Source organism: Chryseobacterium tructae (genome assembly GCF_030409875.1).
Lineage (GTDB): Bacteria > Bacteroidota > Bacteroidia > Flavobacteriales > Weeksellaceae > Chryseobacterium > Chryseobacterium tructae.
In genome coordinates this window covers 1,380,433-1,397,165 of the sequence record NZ_JAUFQR010000001.1, presented here as the reverse complement: position 1 = coordinate 1,397,165, position 16,733 = coordinate 1,380,433, and the positions used below count along the sequence as shown (strand labels likewise).

The 16,733-nt window shown below is 34.9% G+C and carries 18 protein-coding genes and 1 riboswitch; of the genes, 8 read left to right on the top strand and 10 right to left on the bottom strand.

The genetic code is table 11. The features are described from left to right. Positions 1-11: 11 nt before the first annotated feature. The 4 genes from QWZ06_RS06780 to QWZ06_RS06765 all read right to left on the bottom strand — a co-directional run bounded on the left by QWZ06_RS06780 (position 12) and on the right by QWZ06_RS06765 (position 3,332). Positions 12-230 (bottom strand): microviridin/marinostatin family tricyclic proteinase inhibitor, encoded by a 219-nt coding sequence (locus tag QWZ06_RS06780; protein WP_290296685.1) that lies wholly within the window; start codon positions 228-230, stop codon positions 12-14. 114 nt (positions 231-344) lie between these two features. Continuing rightward, positions 345-1,124, bottom strand: coding sequence for an alpha/beta fold hydrolase (locus QWZ06_RS06775; RefSeq protein ID WP_290296683.1), 780 nt, complete (start codon positions 1,122-1,124; stop codon positions 345-347). A 59-nt stretch (positions 1,125-1,183) separates the two neighbouring features. After that, the gene (locus tag QWZ06_RS06770; RefSeq protein WP_290296681.1) at positions 1,184-1,903 is read right to left on the bottom strand and encodes a pyridoxine 5'-phosphate synthase; all 720 of its coding nucleotides are present in this window, start codon (positions 1,901-1,903) and stop codon (positions 1,184-1,186) included. A 160-nt stretch (positions 1,904-2,063) separates the two neighbouring features. Then, positions 2,064-3,332, bottom strand: coding sequence for a mechanosensitive ion channel family protein (locus tag QWZ06_RS06765; protein WP_290296679.1), 1,269 nt, complete (start codon positions 3,330-3,332; stop codon positions 2,064-2,066). Positions 3,333-3,509: 177 nt separating this feature from the next. Between QWZ06_RS06765 and QWZ06_RS06760 the strand changes: the two genes are divergently transcribed. Beyond that, positions 3,510-4,001: a DUF456 domain-containing protein gene (locus QWZ06_RS06760; protein WP_290296678.1), complete on the top strand. Its 492-nt coding sequence runs from the start codon at positions 3,510-3,512 to the stop codon at positions 3,999-4,001. 19 nt (positions 4,002-4,020) lie between these two features. Beyond that, positions 4,021-4,521, top strand: a complete 501-nt coding sequence (locus QWZ06_RS06755) for a hypothetical protein (protein WP_290296677.1) — start codon at positions 4,021-4,023, stop codon at positions 4,519-4,521. Here the strand turns inward: QWZ06_RS06755 and QWZ06_RS06750 are convergent. From QWZ06_RS06750 to QWZ06_RS06735, 4 genes are all read right to left on the bottom strand, one after another. After that, the gene (locus QWZ06_RS06750) at positions 4,508-5,149 is read right to left on the bottom strand and encodes a uracil-DNA glycosylase (RefSeq protein WP_115973198.1); all 642 of its coding nucleotides are present in this window, start codon (positions 5,147-5,149) and stop codon (positions 4,508-4,510) included. The genes QWZ06_RS06755 and QWZ06_RS06750 overlap by 14 nt on opposite strands. A gap of 37 nt (positions 5,150-5,186) precedes the next feature. Then, positions 5,187-6,188 (bottom strand): acyltransferase family protein, encoded by a 1,002-nt coding sequence (locus tag QWZ06_RS06745; protein WP_290296673.1) that lies wholly within the window; start codon positions 6,186-6,188, stop codon positions 5,187-5,189. Between the two features lie 64 nt (positions 6,189-6,252). Then, positions 6,253-6,759 (bottom strand): GNAT family N-acetyltransferase, encoded by a 507-nt coding sequence (locus QWZ06_RS06740; RefSeq protein ID WP_290296672.1) that lies wholly within the window; start codon positions 6,757-6,759, stop codon positions 6,253-6,255. A 23-nt stretch (positions 6,760-6,782) separates the two neighbouring features. Continuing rightward, positions 6,783-7,139, bottom strand: a complete 357-nt coding sequence (locus QWZ06_RS06735; protein WP_290296670.1) for a hypothetical protein — start codon at positions 7,137-7,139, stop codon at positions 6,783-6,785. A 62-nt stretch (positions 7,140-7,201) separates the two neighbouring features. Between QWZ06_RS06735 and QWZ06_RS06730 the strand changes: the two genes are divergently transcribed. The 4 genes from QWZ06_RS06730 (at position 7,202) to QWZ06_RS06715 (ending at position 12,412) form a co-directional block, all read left to right on the top strand. After that, positions 7,202-9,349: an endonuclease MutS2 gene (locus QWZ06_RS06730; RefSeq protein WP_290296668.1), complete on the top strand. Its 2,148-nt coding sequence runs from the start codon at positions 7,202-7,204 to the stop codon at positions 9,347-9,349. Positions 9,350-9,796: 447 nt separating this feature from the next. Then, positions 9,797-10,852: a serine hydrolase domain-containing protein gene (locus QWZ06_RS06725; RefSeq protein ID WP_290296666.1), complete on the top strand. Its 1,056-nt coding sequence runs from the start codon at positions 9,797-9,799 to the stop codon at positions 10,850-10,852. A gap of 47 nt (positions 10,853-10,899) precedes the next feature. After that, positions 10,900-11,697, top strand: coding sequence for a hypothetical protein (locus tag QWZ06_RS06720; protein WP_290296664.1), 798 nt, complete (start codon positions 10,900-10,902; stop codon positions 11,695-11,697). Positions 11,698-11,731: 34 nt separating this feature from the next. After that, positions 11,732-11,912: riboswitch (cobalamin riboswitch) on the top strand. Between the two features lie 116 nt (positions 11,913-12,028). Then, complete coding sequence (locus QWZ06_RS06715; protein WP_045499671.1) at positions 12,029-12,412, top strand: acyl-CoA thioesterase; 384 nt, start codon at positions 12,029-12,031, stop codon at positions 12,410-12,412. A gap of 168 nt (positions 12,413-12,580) precedes the next feature. Here QWZ06_RS06715 and QWZ06_RS06710 read toward each other — a convergent pair whose 3' ends face one another. Beyond that, on the bottom strand, positions 12,581-13,171 hold the full coding sequence (locus QWZ06_RS06710) for an HD domain-containing protein (protein ID WP_290296660.1): 591 nt from the start codon (positions 13,169-13,171) through the stop codon (positions 12,581-12,583). A gap of 1 nt (position 13,172) precedes the next feature. Further along, positions 13,173-13,871 (bottom strand): XAC2610-related protein, encoded by a 699-nt coding sequence (locus tag QWZ06_RS06705; protein ID WP_290296659.1) that lies wholly within the window; start codon positions 13,869-13,871, stop codon positions 13,173-13,175. 568 nt (positions 13,872-14,439) lie between these two features. Between QWZ06_RS06705 and QWZ06_RS06700 the strand changes: the two genes are divergently transcribed. Together QWZ06_RS06700 and QWZ06_RS06695 are read left to right on the top strand one after the other, a co-directional pair. Continuing rightward, positions 14,440-14,769 carry a PadR family transcriptional regulator gene (locus QWZ06_RS06700; RefSeq protein ID WP_160139403.1) on the top strand — a complete coding sequence of 110 codons (330 nt, stop codon included), beginning with the start codon at positions 14,440-14,442 and terminating at the stop codon, positions 14,767-14,769. Between the two features lie 11 nt (positions 14,770-14,780). Beyond that, a complete protein-coding gene (locus QWZ06_RS06695; RefSeq protein WP_290296657.1) occupies positions 14,781-16,502 on the top strand; it encodes a PspC domain-containing protein in 1,722 nt (573 codons plus the stop codon). Positions 16,503-16,733 lie beyond the last annotated feature (231 nt).

Sequence of the window (16,733 nt, the reverse complement as noted above, 5' to 3'; positions counted from 1 at the left end):
AAATAATCATTTTATAGTAAGATCGTATCATCGTCACCGTCAGAAGGATATTTCATTGTATGATCCATATCGCTCAGCTTAGAAGTGGCACCGTCTAAGGTAGGTAATGTAACACTATCCCTCTCCGGGATTGTAATAATTGTTCCTCCTTTTACTGTTTCCGGATCTTTAAGTTGTTTTTCAAGAAATGACGCAAAAAATGGCTTTTTGGTTGATTTTTTGTTTTCCATAAGTTAATATTTTTATTTATTTGATACCCGAAGATACACTTTTTTCAACTTACAGAGAAATAAATCAATTTTTTAAGATAATTTTAACATATCATCAAAAAATCAAGAATATTATTAATCTAAACCAAGAAATTGCTTAACAACATTAGCAAAATCCATAGGATTTTCCGCTTGTACCCAATGTCCAGCATTTTTAACCGTTACGATTTTAGCTTTGGGGAACTGTTGCTTTATTCCATATTCATCTTGTGGTAAAATATAATTGGATTTCTCCCCTGCTATGAATAAAGCCTCTCCTTCAAAAACGCCATATTTCACTGCATTTGATACAAATTCATTATACTTTTCGGATAACGTTTTAAGGTTGAATCTCCAATTCAGCTTTTTATCATCATCCCAATACAGGTTCTTTGTTAAAAACTGTATGGTTGATCTTTCAGGAATATACTGAGCCAAAACAGCCTCTACATCATTTCTTGAACCTACGGTATTAAAGTCTACCGTTTCCAAGGCTTTGATGATTCCCTGGTGATGTGGCGGATATGCTTTTGGTGAAATATCGACAACAATCAGTTTCTCTACTTTTTCAGGATATTTAATTGCAAACTGCATCACCGCTTTCCCTCCCAGTGAATGTCCTAAAACATGAGCTTTCTGAATCCCATAATGCTCCATATAGCGGAAAATATCATCTGCGAGATCATCATGAGACATATCATCAGAATGAAAACTTCTTCCATGATTTCTAAGATCAATAAGATGTACCGGAAGATATTCTCCAAGATCTTTCCCGAAGCTTCCCCAGTTATCAAGCATTCCAAACAATCCGTGAAATACTAAAAGCGGCGTAGCGGTAGAACCTTCGCCAAATATTTTTGAGTTTAAGATTTCCATATTTTTTATAGAAGTTAAATGTAAGAAGCCAGATAAAACCTATGCCAGCTTCTTTGTTATTACCATTTTGCCAATCTTTTCAAATAAGATTGAACTGTGTTTTCCAAGCCCATATACAGTGCCTCAGAGACCAAAGCATGTCCAATGGATACTTCTAAAAGATTGGGAATAGTATCCGCAAAATATTTTAGATTCTCAAGGCTTAGATCATGTCCCGCATTAATTCCCAATCCGAATTCAGTTGCAACAACAGCGGTATCATAATAAGGTTTGATCGCCTGCTCTTTATTGGACAAATAGTCTTTTGCATAAGCTTCCGTATACAATTCAATTCTGTCTGCTCCTGTCTTTGCAGCATATTCTACCAACTCAGGCAAAGGATCAAGAAAGATTGAAGTACGGATTCCTGCATTTTTAAATTCAGCAATAATCTCTGTAAGATAATCCAGGTGTCTTTTAGTATCCCATCCTGCGTTTGAAGTGATAGCATCATCTGCATCAGGCACTAAAGTTACTTGCTCTGGTTTCACGTCCAATACCATATCAATAAATGATTGATGCGGATTTCCTTCAATATTAAACTCAGTCGTCACCAATGGTTTCAGATCATATACATCTTTTCTTGTAATATGTCTTTCGTCTGGTCTTGGGTGAATGGTAATTCCCTGACCGCCGAATTCCTGAATCTTTATAGCTGCTTCTGTCACACTTGGTGTTTCACCTCCTCTTGCATTTCTTAATGTCGCAATCTTATTGATGTTTACGCTTAGTTTTGTCATTTTTTTATTTAGATGTTAGATAGTAGAAGTTAGAAAAATGAAGCAAAAGAGGGGAAACTTATCCAAACTTACTACTCCTTTTTGATGTTCTAATTTCTTTATCATTTAAAATTGATTTTTTTTGAGAAAGAGCTCAACGGCTTTGTTTTATCTTTCTATTTTATACTTTAATGCTTACCTGCATCACCTGAAGTTCAAATTCCTTTGAAGCCACGAGTAAGTGGTCAAAAATATCAGCCTGAATTTGCTCAAAATGCTCCCATTTGGAGTCATTGGCGAAGCAATAAACTTCAAGCGGTAATCCCTGAGGAGTAATTTCCAACTGACGAACCATTCTTGTTGCATTTTTTTCAATATCAGGATCGTTTTCTATATATTTTTGGGCATAATATCTGAAAACACCGATATTGGTAAGCTGCCTGCCATTAATGGTCTTATCATTATTACTCAGACTTTCTTTTTCATTCCTTATTTCTACTCTTTTTTGCTCCAGATAATCTGCAATAAGATTGATTTCTTTCAAACGTTCAATATCCTCATCAGTAAGAAACTTAAAGGAATTGATATTAAAATAAATAGATTTCTTAATTCTTCTGTTATTGGATTCAGACATAACCTGCATATTCTTGATTTCTGTAGTCAGGAAATCATAAGTAGGAATAGTGGAAACCGTTTTATCAAAATTGGTAATTTTCGTCGTCAGAAGACTTATTTCTGTAATATTTCCTTCTATGCTGTATTTAGGAATACTGATCCAATCTCCTACTTTCATATTCTTGGAAGTAGCCACGTGAATCCCGGTTACAAAACCTAGAATCGTATCTCTGAAAACGAGAACCAGAACTGCGGTAATAGCTCCTAAACTTCCTACAATCGTTGTCCCTTTGATCCCGAAGATGACGCAGAGCCCCACAACTGTGAACACAAAAAGGCCAAGGATTTTTACCGTTTCTGAAATAGCATTCAAAGCCATGATTTTATAAAAGTCCTGCTTGATAGAAAAATAATTTCTTAATGCAGTTAATGATCTGTACAACATTCCCGCGAGAATCATTACTAATCCCAGATTCACACAACGTATAATAAAGATTGTCGTTTTAGGCAATGCTCCTTCAGGAAATATAGATCCTTGTATCCCGCCAACGATAGTCAGAGCGGCAAAATGAGCTACTGAATTCGTGATCTTGGATTGATATATAGATTTAAGTACCGGAAATTTTTCTTCATTATGAAAAAGACGGAAAACAGCATTGATGCTGAACTTAAGCACAAAATCTACAATCAAAAATACAGCACAAAGCAATGCCAGTTTTACAATAATATGAATCACCCAATCCAGCCCGGTGGGAGAAATCTGAGTAATATATAAGTACAACTGTTCGCTTATTTCCTGCAAATAGTTTTTAGTATCCTGTAGGTCATCTTTCATTACAGCAAATTTATAAAATTAAGGGTGATGATATGAGTATTCGTAATCAATTTTCATCCCAAATTTAAAAAGTCCTTATAAATTTCTTTTTTTATTTGTTGGGAAACTCTGTATTTTCATCATCAGGCATATTTATTGAATCACTCAGGTTTCATATCTTCGTCTATATTAAAAAAAATGGATACAACTATTATTAATATTCTCTGTCTTGTTTTGTTATTTGTCGGGATACTGGGAACATTTCTCCCTGTTTTACCTGGACTTCTATTAAGTATTTGTGGCTTATTGATCTACAAGTTTGGGACGAACGCTGATCTTCCGATGATCTATATCTGGGCTTTTGGAATTCTCACTGCGGCTTCTGTTGTTTTAAGCTATGTGATTCCGGCAAGAACCAACAGGAAATATGGGGGGACACGCTGGGGAAGTATAGGATCTGTGATAGGAACCATCGTAGGAATATTTATTCCGATTCCTTTGGGTTTTCTGATTGGAATGTTTGCTGGGGTATTTATCGGCGAACTTCTTCATGATAGTAAGGATATGAATAAGGCCTTACAATCCACTAAAGGAGCTTTAATTGGTTTTATTTATGGGACGGGTTTCAGTTTCGTAGTGGGTGTGGCAATGTTTTTGGTAGTACTTCTTAATATGTTTGATATCATTTAACCCTAAAAACAGAAAAACTATGTTCCATAAAGCCGTCATATTCAGTTTGGGAATTTTTGCATTAACGGGATGCGATGCTCAAAAGAAAGCCAAAACAGAATCAAAAGCACCTCAAATGACAACCAATACAACTTCGAATAGCCAAAAAAATGGCATCATCTATTTGAGTGAAGGAGAAAATAAATTTCTGAAAGAATATCAGATGAATATTACCTTCAAAGGAGTTTCTGAAGACAGTCGTTGCCCTGAAGGGGTCAACTGTATCTGGGCGGGAGTAGCTCTTGCTCAAATTGAAGTGATGGGAACTTCTACCAGACCTATGCTTTTAAATCTGGCCAGCATGGATTTTCCCAACCGTAATTATCATCAATCTGCTGATTTCAACGGGTACACAATTACGTTACAAGAAGTAAATCCTTACCCTAAAGAAGCAGGCGGTACTACAGCATTAAATGGAAATTATAAAATAGGAATCAGTATTAAAAAAGCCGGAGCTTCATCCAATACTACCACGAAATAGGTTTCTTCCCTTTGGAAACAAGATATTCATTAATTTTTGAAAAAGGCTTGCTTCCGAAGAATCCTCTATAAACAGAAAACGGTGACGGATGCGCCGATTTCAATATAAAATGCTTAGCCGGATCAATGAGTTCGGCTTTTTTCTGTGCAAAAGCCCCCCACAATACGAAAACCACATTTTCTTTTTTATCAGAAATTTCTTTGATAATATAGTTGGTAAATGTCTCCCAGCCAAGATCTTTATGAGAATTGGGTGAGTGGGCACGAACCGTTAACGTTGCGTTCAATAAAAGAACACCTTGTTTTCCCCAGTCATCCAGCTCTTTGGAAGTTCTTACAACACCTAGATCATCTTTTAATTCAATAAAAATATTTTTAAGAGATGGCGGAGCAGTCACCTGCTCAGACACGGAAAAACACAACCCATTAGCCTGATAATCGTTATGGTAAGGATCCTGGCCAATGATAACGACTTCTACATCGTCAAAAGGGGTCAATTCTAACGCTCTGAAAATTTGATTTTTCGGTGGAAAAACTTTTGTCGTTGCATATTCATTTTTAACTTTTTCCCAAAGAGTTGTAAAATATTCTGTGCTTTTTATCGGGGCTAAAATTTCTGTCCAGGTCATATTGCAAAAGTAATTAATATAAAAATAAAAGCATAGCTCAGACTTTAAATATCTTCACTTTTCTTTCAATTAAAATATATGAAAAGTAGGATAACAGAATAGACAAACCAATTAACAGGAAACTATTAAGAAGCTCTGATCTCACCCATATTATTCTTTCTCTCAATACGATATAATGGATGATATACAATGAATAAGAGATGTTTCCAAGAAAATAAACCATGTTGCTTCCCAAAAATCTTTTAATCACACTATCTTCCCCATCGTACAGCTGTTTAATCATTATTGCTGATAATAACGGAATAAAAAACAGTCCTTTTTCTGTATATAATAATACCACAGACAAGATTAATGCAACATAGGCCACTATTTTTTTTCGCAATGCAAACCCTGGCAAAAAAGCAATTCCTATTCCCAAAAGATATGATGATACCGTTCTTACTAGGGAAGTTAGACCATGAGTAAGATCGAGATAATTGGTAGATTTAGCTACAGGCATCTGCATATCTGAACCAAGATATAAATGATCCGGAAGATATGGAAGAATCAGCCTTAAGCTTAAGCCTGCAACAATTAATATTTCACTGCGTATTTTGTATCGAACAATAAAGAAAAGCAAGAAAGGAAATATTAGATAACAGATCCATTCGGTACTTAATGACCAATAAACTGTGCCTAATGAATAATTGGGATTAAAAAAACACTGCAATAAAGCAGTATTAATCAAGAATTTCGTCTTTGAGGTATCAATGAGGAAAACAGCAATAAAAATAACAGATAGAAAATAAGCTGGATAAATTCTGTTAACTCTTTTCTTATAGAATTTCTGTATTGCACTAAAATCTAATGTTTTAAATTTATCTGCATAAGAAATAGCTAATAAAAATGCGCTTAATACAAAAAAGATATCTACTGCAACATATCCTTTCTTTACAACAGTCTGGATAAGATCAATTTTAAAGTGACTTAAATGAAAAAAAGTAACCCATAACGCTACAACTCCCCTTAATCCGGTTAAGGACTTTATCTCATTTTTCATATATTGTGTGTACTATTAATCTGTTTGAGGTTAAAGATAGAAAAAAAACTGCCGAGCTTCATGATCATTGTCTTTTTAAGCTAAAAATAATATTATCAGGGCTTTCTTCATCTTTTTGATCTTCTTGCAATATGAAATTATGTTTTAAAAGAAGTCGTTTAGAACTTTCATTGAATTGATTTGTGATCGCTATGATCTCTTGCAACTGCAAATCATTAAATCCATAGTCCAAAACAGCACTTAGAGCCTCAGACATAATTCCTTTTTTATGATAATCTGGTAGTAACTCATACCCTACCTCAGCTGTTTTCTTATCTGGTGAAAAATTCCATAGGCATATCGTTCCAATAAAATTCCAGGAATCTTTATATGAAATTCCCCAAAAAGCGACCTCTTTATTCAGAGTTTCTTTTTTGATATGTAAGATAAATTCCAAGGCATCATAATTGGTCTTAGGAGATTTTCTTTTCACATATTGATTGGTAACTTCATTACTTCTGATGCGCAGGATGTCTTCCGTATGCACTTCATCTATATAATTTAAGGTAAGACGTTCTGTTTCCAGTTTCATATTTCTTATAGTCTTATGTTATATCAAATATCTCTTAGAACAAGTCTTTTATCCTCCGAAAAAGCATCTTTATTGGTCTCCAGACCAATGAACAACATTTTATATCTTATGAAAGAAGTTTCCTCATAAATAACTGTTCCCTTCTCATCATCCGTATTTTTCTTTACGATTTCATTTTTAGGGCGATCTTTTTGCTGGCTGAGATTAATAATCCTTTTCACCTGCTCATCTTTTAGGTTTTTGGTTCCATATTGAGGCTTCTTATTGCTTTTAGAATAGAGCTTATTTTCAACCCTATTCACCTTTCCAGGCTTCTGTTTTTTAATTTGAGCCTGAATTCCTATGGAAAAGAAAAGCAGAATAAAGAATAATTGTTTCATGGAAATATTTTGTAAATCATTCAAATATACGTAATAATCAAAATTCTCACTAAATTTGCACTGTGTATATAGATAAAGAAGATTTAGACGAATTAGAGTTTCCGCAATTGCTCGCGGAAATCTCCCCATTTGCGTATTCTCCTAAAACAAGAGAAAAAATTCTTCAACTTCGTCCCATGGAAATTGACGAGGCGGAACTTTCATTAAAAAAAACGGCAGAATATCTGTCGAGTTTTGAAAGTTCAAATGCGATTCCGTTTGATGAATATGAAGATATTGAAAATGAGCTGAAATTAATGCTGATTGAGAATTACCGTCTGGAAAACAGTGCTTTCATCAAAATAAAAACCATCACGGAACAGATCGGAAGATTACAAAAGTTCTTCCCTACCATGCCGGAAACATTCCCTACTTTATTGGAAGAAGTTGCTGTCCTGGAATTCAGAAAAGAGATTATCGAGAAGGTGGATAAGGTTTTCAACCGTTTTGGTGAGGTAAAAAGTGAAGCTTCTCCTACTTTAAAAGGGATAAGAACAGAGATCCAGCATGCTAAAAAAGCAATTCAGGAAAACTTCAACCGCGCTTTGACCACCTATGGACAAAGTGACTTTTTGGATGATATACGGGAAACTATTATTGACGATCAAAGAGTTTTGGCCGTCAAATCAGGTTTTAAGAAAAGAGTTCCGGGAAGAACCCTGGGAATTTCAAAAACCGGCTCTATTACTTACATTCAGCCTGATAGCGTAGTAAAGCATTACTTCAAACTTCGCGAAAACGAAGAGGAAGAGAAAAAAGAGATTGATAGAGTCCTTAGAAAGCTTACTGCAGAACTTGCAGAATTTCAGCCTCAACTTTGGAGATATCAAGGATATATTTTTGATCTTGACCTGGTAAGGGCCAAAGCTAAATTTTCAGAGCTTATCAATGGTATCCTTCCTAAAATCAACCGCCATAAAACATTGAGGCTAAAGGATGCCTTTCACCCTTTGCTATGGCTGAGAAACAAGGTAGAGAACAAAACAATTCACCCACAGACTCTGGCTTTAACGGAACATAACAGAATTATCTGTATCTCAGGGCCTAATGCCGGTGGAAAATCAATTACCTTAAAAACGGTTGGATTGCTTCAGTTGATGATTCAAAGTGGTATTCTGGTTCCTGTCCATCCAAAATCTGAGATGTTTTTCTTTGAGAAGATCATGACAGATATTGGTGATAATCAATCTATTGAAAACCACTTATCCACTTATTCATCGAGATTAAAGAAAATGTCCGGGATCATTCGTGAGGCTGATGCAAACACCCTTTTATTGATTGATGAGTTCGGAACAGGTTCTGATCCGGAATTAGGAGGTGCTTTGGCTGAAAGTTTCATGGAGTTTTTCTATGATAAAAAGAGTTTTGCGATCATTACAACGCACTACACCAACATCAAACTAGTTATAGAACAACTTCCTAATGCTCAGAATGCGGCCATGCTTTTCAATGAAGAAACATTGGAGCCGATGTATAAACTGGAAGTAGGCCAAGCAGGAAGTTCATTTACTTTTGAAGTTGCTGAGAAGAATAAGATTCCAAGATTTATCATTCATTCTGCCAAGAAAAAGGTTGAACATGATATTGTAAATCTTGATAAAACGATTGTAAAGCTGCAACAGGAGAAATATGAGGTTGAAAAACTAAAAACTGATCTTGCTGAAAGAAAAGAATCTGTAGAAGACAAACGTGATAATCTTCAGAAACTAAATGACCAGCTTCAGCAGAAACTGTATAATTTTCAGAAACTCTATGAAGAAGAACACCGTAAACTTCAATTCGGAAACAAGATTGAGGCTTTCATTGACAGCTACACGAAAGGAAAATCCAGAAAAGATGTGGTAAAGGATTTTGTGAAACTGCTTGAACAGGAAAAATTCAGAAAGATTGGTGCTGATAAGGATGAATCAAAACGTCTTCAGGTGGTAAAGAGAAAGATCACTCAACAGCTTAAGAAAGAAGAAGTAATTGAAAAAATTGCTGAAACCAATGAAAAACTGGAAGAACAACGTAAGAGCGACCGTGCCATTTGGATGAAAATAGGCCAGCGTGTCCGCATTACTGGAAGCACCAGTGTAGGTACCATTGAGAAAATCTCCAGAAATAAGGTGATTGTGAACTACGGAACTTTCAAGACCACGATTGATGCAGATGAATTAGAGAGAATTTAAAGTATATCAGTCATTACCAATTGACAAACCAAAAAGCGCTGATTGATTAGCGCTTTTTGCATTTCTTATTTCTGTCAACTTCTACAACACCCACAATAGATAACAAAATTTCAAGAAATGAAGACTCATATTTTGAGAAGTTTACCTACTTATTTCCTATTCATTGTATTGTTAAAAGATACTATTTTTCTTTACTCAAAATAAATCATAGACTTTTCAGATATTTCAATTAAAATATGACCCATGCTATAATATCTATATTAAAACAAAAAATATCAGAAGTAACCATTTGCCAACGATTAATAAATGAGTAGATTAGCCATCATAAGAAATAGATCTAAGAATCATTCGAAAGCAGTCATTTTTCTTAAAATCTATTGATTAGAATGATAATATAAGCCATCTATGAATAGAAAATGACCATCAGTACTCTATAATTTAATTACAATGCATAAAATCTTAATTCCAATACTTCTCTCCCTACTTTCTCATTTTGCTCTCGGGCAAACCCAAAAAGTCAAGCAATTGGTTGAAAATTATGCCTCTGAGCATCAATTTAACGGAACAGTTTTAATTCAAAAAGATTCCAAAACAATCTATCACAAAAGCTTTGGTGTAGCTGAACGTTCCTTCAATTCACCTACCACAAACGATACCAGATACCAAGTTTGCTCAATAACCAAAACTTTCACGGCGGTTCTCATTCTTCAGCTTGTGGATCAGGGAAAAATTGATTTAAACAAAAAAATACTTGACTATTTACCGGATTACAAAGGAGAAGGCGGTTCTAAGGTGTCTATTCGTCAGCTATTGAATCATACATCCGGAATGAAAAATACAGATACAGCAAGAGACGAAAATTTTTTAAAATACGGATTGGGATTCTATAACAGACCCTACGAATTAAAAGAGATTGTCAATCAATTTTGTTCCAACCCTTTGGTTAATGAACCGGGAACAAAGTTTGACTACAATAATGGAGAATACATGATCCTTGGTCGAATCTTGGAGGTCGTTTATCAAATGACTTATGAAGAAATCCTGAGTCAAAAAATCCTTGTCCCTCTAAAAATGAATAATTCAGGACTTATTTCCCATTACAAATTGATAAAGAATCTAGCTACGCCATACTACAAGGACAAGAATCTTGATCATTTAATTCCAAATATTCCAATTTATGTGGGAGATTTTTCTGCTGCAGGTGCAATGTATTCCTGTACATCCGATTTAATCAAATTTAACAATGCTCTTTTTGATGATAAGCTTATCAAAAAAGAAACTTTAAACCAATTGTTAACTCCTGGTCTGGATGATTATGGATATAGTGTTTGGATTCGTGATATTGAAAAATACAAGCGAATGGAGCGGTATGGAAGAATAGCAGGTGCAAATTGTGTATGGTTCCATTATTTGAACAATGGTTTAAGTATTATTATTTTATCAAATACCAACCTGACTGACCTGGGGGATTATGCCTCAAAAATTGGGAAGGCTATTCTTTAAACTCGTCCATTAAATTTATATATTTGAACCATTAAATTTTTTTCATCATGATTTTCATAAACAAAGCATTCTACGTATCTGCTTTCAGTATTTTTTCTTTAGCCTTCGTGAAAGGTCAAAATAAAGTTCCTTTTGGTGTTGTAAAAGCTGAAGAAGGATATGCCAATGTACGTGTTCATAAGGATAACTACAGAAAAATTGTAGATAAGATCAGAATGCGTAAAGGCGATGTATTTGTTTATGTAAAACCTGCTCCGGGAGAAACGGAATGGATCTGGATCAAATATCCTGAAAAGCAAGATGATGACAAACCTTTTGTACGATATGAAACTCTTGACAAAGAAGGAATGGTTAACAAAGAACGTATTGCCTTTGTGGATCAACTTCCAGCCTATACCCCTTCCAAATCTAAGAATGGAAGATCATTGATCTTCACTGATAATTCCGATCCCAAAATTCCTACTGCACAAAGAAGTAAAGTCGTTATTGATGTTTACCCATCCAATGCCGGTTACCGTAAAAAGGAAAAAGATGCAGAAGGAAAACTTCTTACGATTGATAAAGTTAAACCGTGGGGAATTGGAAACGACCTTCCTGAAGGGATGACTGAAATCAAATCCATCAGACTTCAACAGCCCGGAAGAGGTTCTGTTTTTGTAAGAGAAGCCATCAAAAATATGTTCCAGCCTACTATGGACTTCAATAATGTGGGAGTGACCGCACTCGACAATGATAACATTTTTCTTTATATGATCAATGGTTCGGGAGAATATAGATATACGACTTTATGGACGATCAAAAAGGGAAGAGTAATCAGCCAGATTATTTATCATAATCCGGAATAAATTTATTAATTTTGCAGCCGAAAAAGTGTAACGCTTATTCATCATAGAAACTGGTTCTGTATAACCACAGATTAAAAGGGAACCGTGTGAAAATCACGGACTGTCGCGCAACTGTAAGTAACTGTAATCTTTATCAAAAGATCCACTGTGCGAGGCATGGGAAGGAGATAAAAGATGTTACAAGTCAGGAGACCTGCCACTTTCTTAAACAAGAAACTTTCGCGATTTGAAGTTTTATTGATCTGATGGATTGTTTCAGGGATTTCCAACGTTCCTGTCATCATTCTGTTGTTTTGATACTATTTCATTTCGCCTTAATTAATAATGAAATATGACTACAGAAGAAAGAATTGAAGCTGCCGAAACCAGAATCTTTAAAGCGGTATTCCCTAACACAACCAATCATTACGATACTCTTTTCGGAGGTACTGCCATGCAGCTTATGGATGAAGTAGCCTTTATTGCTGCGACCCGTTTCGCAAGAAAAAGGGTAGTAACAGTAAGCAGTGATAAAATCGATTTCAAAAAGCCTATTCCTGCAGGAACTATTGTAGAACTGATCGGAAAAGTCTCATACGTTGGAAAAACAAGTATGAAGGTAAACGTTGAAATCTACACTGAGCAGATGTATTCTTATGAAAGAGAAAAAGCAATCGTAGGTGATTTTACTTTTGTAGCGATTGATGAATTCAAGAAACCAATCCAGATACTATAAATAGAAAAGTTTCGGGCGGCCTTTGGCCGCCCGAAACTTTTTATGATATCTGTTTTACTCTCAATATCTCTGTTTTTACTGATACCAGAAGGACTAGACAAATGGCTTCCATACATTACAGAAGCAACAATAACATCCAACCTCCCTCTTCCAGCTTCCTAACTTAGATTATTTCAAAACTTTTTCTGTTTCAAGGCTTTTACTTAATAGTAGTTCAAAGGCCTCTCCCATTTCATCAGAAGCTCTTGTAATTGCATTTTCAAGCATATTTCTGATCTGCTTTTCCGTTACCCCCGCTTCCGTCCAGCTCTTTCCTGACGTATAAGAATTTAGGATAAAAGGCATAATTCTATCGATAGAACATGCAAAAATAGCATCTGGAGTAGCCTCCTCTTCAAACTCAAGCCATAGATTGAAAAATTCTGTACGTAAAGGCTCATCAAGAATCCCAAAGATCTTCTGTGCAGAAATCTTCTCTCTTTCAAACTTTCCTACCATAGCTGCTTCATCGAAAAGGAAAGTATCTCCTGCTTCAATTTCCACAAGGTCATGAATGGAAAGCATTCTTATGACTCTCAGCAAATCAATATCCGCACGGTTTTTCGCATAAGGATAAAGGATTTGCGCTAGAATAATGATCTGCCAGGAGTGCTCTGCTGTATTCTCTCTTCTGGAATCATCTGCATTATAATTTCTTCTCTGTACGTTTTTCAGGGCATCTACTGCCAGGATAAAATCGATCTCTTTCTGAATTTTCATCTTACTTTTCTCTATTATATTGATCTGATGGATACACCTTGGTTCTGGTTGTCCATTTATTGTTTTTCTTTTCTTTTATCGTAACTTTTACATAATCCTCATTGGTAAGGTCTTCTTCTTTTTCAAGAACCTTATCAAGTCCTTTATTAGGAATTACTTCAAATTCTGTGGTGAAAAGTCGGCAGCAGCCATCCTTTCCAAAGGTAATAATGCGCTTACGAACCGGATCTGTTTCAAAAAAATCAAAATTATCTGATCCCAACTCTGTAAGTTCTTTACTTTTTACAAACGACATTCTGGTACTATTGAATACATATACATCATAAGACGCTGAACTGTAATTCCCCATATTCCCATTTCTTATCGCCAGATCTTCGGTTCCGTCAAAATTGAAATCACCAAAAATCAGAGGGCTTTGCTCTTTCGCCAGCGGGATTATTTTTCCACGTTCCAATCTCTGTCCCTTTCCAAGATATAGCACCAGATTATCTGATGTAAAAGTTTGTACTTTGCTGTTTTTATTATCAAACAACTCCACTGTACCTTTATCCATACATTGATCATCAAAACAATTATTGATTGTAATAATGGCATCATAGTTTTTCGAAGCATCTTTTACCTCAAACTGATATTGCCCGAAACATAAAGGGCCTAATAATATAAAAGCAGATAAACTCTTGTAATAATTTAAAATATTCATGTTCATAGTAATATTGGATTCAAGTGTTTTATAAAAACGTCCAAACAAAAATACGAATCATAGTTCCTATTTCAAAACTCAGACGTATTAATATGATGATAAACAATAAGGACTAAATAATCACTGGTGAAACAATAAAGCCAAAGTACAGCTATTTGTATTTTGTTTTGAATCATTTTATAAATCCTAATTACCCATATCTTTTCTCATAAACTAATGGAGTACTACCTTGGAAGGATCTAAAATATTCTTACTATTCAATCTCAAAATAAAATTCTCGCGTTTTACTTCAAAAAATGGGTTGCTACTCCTTCCATTCACCAAAAAATCAATCAGTTTTCATACTATTTTTAATTTTTTGCTTCTAAAATCAATTGATCAAAAAAACTAACATAAAATTATATTACTGATTATCAACATACTATATGTTTTATTTTTAAAATTTCACTACTTTGTATTGCATAATACCATTTTATTTACATATCTTTGTAATGTAAAATTAGAAAAGGCTCAACTAGCTAGGAGCATTTTTCTAAAAATATAACCTAATTAACAAAACTTATCAAAGATGAATACTGAAAATACCAAAGCGCAAATGCGAAAAGGGATTCTGGAATTCTGTATTCTAAGTCTCATCAACCAACGAGAAATGTATGTTTCCGATCTTATTGATGAACTGAAAAAAGGAAAACTGGATGTCGTGGAAGGAACCCTCTATCCTCTTCTCACAAGACTTAAAAACGGAGAGTTTCTCTCTTACAGATGGGAAGAATCTACAGGTGGGCCGCCCAGAAAATATTATCAGATCACAGAAAAAGGCAAACTTTTCCTGGATGAACTTCAAAATACGTGGAATGAGCTTACCGCCTCAGTAAACCAAATCACTCAACAACATTAAAAAACAAAGCTATGAACAAGACACTCTCAATAGGACTCGCAGGTTTTTCTTTTACAATAGAAGAACACGCATATATAAAGCTCAGCGACTACCTGAACGCTCTTAGAAGCTCGCTAGATGCTTCGGAAGCTGATGAGGTAATGCATGACATAGAAATAAGAATGGTGGAGATCTTCAGAGATTCTCTAGGAAAACGAGAAGTAATTAACGATACCGATGTAGAAAAGGTAATCGCACAGATCGGAACGCCTGAGAAAATTGAAGAACAGGAAGAAGCTTATTTTTCTGAAAAAAATACAAATAAAAAGACCAATACAGGAACGAGTTACTCAGACAAAAAACAATTATTCCGTGATCCTGAAAAACAAAAAATCGCGGGTGTTTGTGCTGGTTTAGCTCAGTATGTAGGAATGGACATTACGGCTATGAGAGCAATCTGGCTAGGGGTTTTCGTCTTAGGAATCTTCACAGCAGCCATCTCCTCTTCATTGATTGGACTTCTTTACGTAATTCTTTGGGCCGTACTTCCAAAAGCTGAAACAGCAGCAGATTTCCTGAAAATGCAGGGAAAGCCTATGAACTTCGACAATCTTAAGAATGAGTCTAATAAATTGGTACAGTTTGCCAATGAATCTACTCAGAGGGTCGGAGAAATCTACACCGAAAATAAACCGTACATCAACAATGCCGGGAGCGGAATCTGGAATGTACTGAAATACATTGTAGGCGGAATCTTTGTACTACTTGCCGTAAGCAGTATCATAGGAGTCTTTGTTATCTTTGGGCTTTTCGGAACAGGGGTAGACTTTCCTGGAGCGAATAAAATAGAGTTTTACATGGGTGAAAATGGACTTGATAAGGTTCTGGTAGCTATAATGGTTCTTGGAAGTTTAATTCCAGCAATTATTTTCAGCTTATTAGGCATCAAAATCTTTTCACCAAAAACAAAATTAAGAAATATCGGATGGGTACTAGGAGGTATATTTCTTTTATTACTTGGATTAGGAGCTTATTTTGGAGTAAGCATGGCTAAGAAAAACCTGATCTACAAAGGCAGCAAAGAAGACACTGAAAATGTAGCAATTAATACAACTTCAGATACCCTTTATGTAGATATCAAGCAGGTAACTATTCCTCAAAACTTTAAGGCTTATGACGATGACATCTATTCTGATAAAAGAAGTGTATATGAAGAAGATTATATTTCAGTAGATGTTATCAGAAAAACAGATATTAAAACCCCTTACTTGATTATCAAAAAAGAAGGAAACGGATATAATATCCCTGTTCAACTGACAGTTCCGGTAGAAATAGTAAACAACAAAGTGATGCTTCCTAATTTCATCAAGTATCCATATGATCAAAGATTCAGAGATTACAGAGTAGACTATGAACTTGTAGTTCCTCAGAAAACAGTGATAATCCCTGTGAAGAAAGACCATATCCATTTTGATGGAGACCTGAATGGAGATGGTATTGATGATCAGGATCAGGATGAATATGACAACCACAACGGAATCAGAATCGAAAAAAATAAGATTACGGTAAATGGTTCAAGCATAGAATACAATTCTGATGATAAAGACAGTATTATCATTAATGGCAAAAAAGTTCCAAACAACCAAGCTAAGAAAGTTATTGATTCCGTAGCATCTGATATTAAAAAAATCAACAAAGATGTGGACATCAAAATAAAGGACGGAAAAAACGAAATATCCATACAAACTAAATAATTAACTACAGAGAGTGGTAGAAGGTGTGAGTGGAAAGCAACCGTTTGAAATTCACACCATTCTTCTCTCAGGAAAGTGAAAAAAAACTAATTTTTAGTTCTCTATGTGAAAAAATTGTTTTAATTTCGTATAGCAAAAATTTAATAACCAACAAACACTAAAAAACACTCTTATTATGATACAATTTGCAATGGAATTCGTAATGAAAATCGTAGATTTAATCAACGGTTT

Coding starts and splice junctions, on each gene's coding strand:
- QWZ06_RS06700 (WP_160139403.1), top strand. CDS start 14,440: ATGAATACTGAAAATACCAAAGCGCAAATGCGAAAAGGGATTCTGGAA.
- QWZ06_RS06735 (WP_290296670.1), bottom strand. CDS start 7,139: ATGAAACAATTATTCTTTATTCTGCTTTTCTTTTCCATAGGAATTCAG.
- QWZ06_RS06780 (WP_290296685.1), bottom strand. CDS start 230: ATGGAAAACAAAAAATCAACCAAAAAGCCATTTTTTGCGTCATTTCTT.
- QWZ06_RS06695 (WP_290296657.1), top strand. CDS start 14,781: ATGAACAAGACACTCTCAATAGGACTCGCAGGTTTTTCTTTTACAATA.
- QWZ06_RS06770 (WP_290296681.1), bottom strand. CDS start 1,903: ATGACAAAACTAAGCGTAAACATCAATAAGATTGCGACATTAAGAAAT.
- QWZ06_RS06710 (WP_290296660.1), bottom strand. CDS start 13,171: ATGAAAATTCAGAAAGAGATCGATTTTATCCTGGCAGTAGATGCCCTG.
- QWZ06_RS06715 (WP_045499671.1), top strand. CDS start 12,029: ATGACTACAGAAGAAAGAATTGAAGCTGCCGAAACCAGAATCTTTAAA.
- QWZ06_RS06755 (WP_290296677.1), top strand. CDS start 4,021: ATGTTCCATAAAGCCGTCATATTCAGTTTGGGAATTTTTGCATTAACG.
- QWZ06_RS06775 (WP_290296683.1), bottom strand. CDS start 1,124: ATGGAAATCTTAAACTCAAAAATATTTGGCGAAGGTTCTACCGCTACG.
- QWZ06_RS06725 (WP_290296666.1), top strand. CDS start 9,797: ATGCATAAAATCTTAATTCCAATACTTCTCTCCCTACTTTCTCATTTT.
- QWZ06_RS06765 (WP_290296679.1), bottom strand. CDS start 3,332: ATGAAAGATGACCTACAGGATACTAAAAACTATTTGCAGGAAATAAGC.
- QWZ06_RS06705 (WP_290296659.1), bottom strand. CDS start 13,871: ATGAATATTTTAAATTATTACAAGAGTTTATCTGCTTTTATATTATTA.
- QWZ06_RS06760 (WP_290296678.1), top strand. CDS start 3,510: ATGGATACAACTATTATTAATATTCTCTGTCTTGTTTTGTTATTTGTC.
- QWZ06_RS06750 (WP_115973198.1), bottom strand. CDS start 5,149: ATGACCTGGACAGAAATTTTAGCCCCGATAAAAAGCACAGAATATTTT.
- QWZ06_RS06720 (WP_290296664.1), top strand. CDS start 10,900: ATGATTTTCATAAACAAAGCATTCTACGTATCTGCTTTCAGTATTTTT.
- QWZ06_RS06740 (WP_290296672.1), bottom strand. CDS start 6,759: ATGAAACTGGAAACAGAACGTCTTACCTTAAATTATATAGATGAAGTG.
- QWZ06_RS06745 (WP_290296673.1), bottom strand. CDS start 6,188: ATGAAAAATGAGATAAAGTCCTTAACCGGATTAAGGGGAGTTGTAGCG.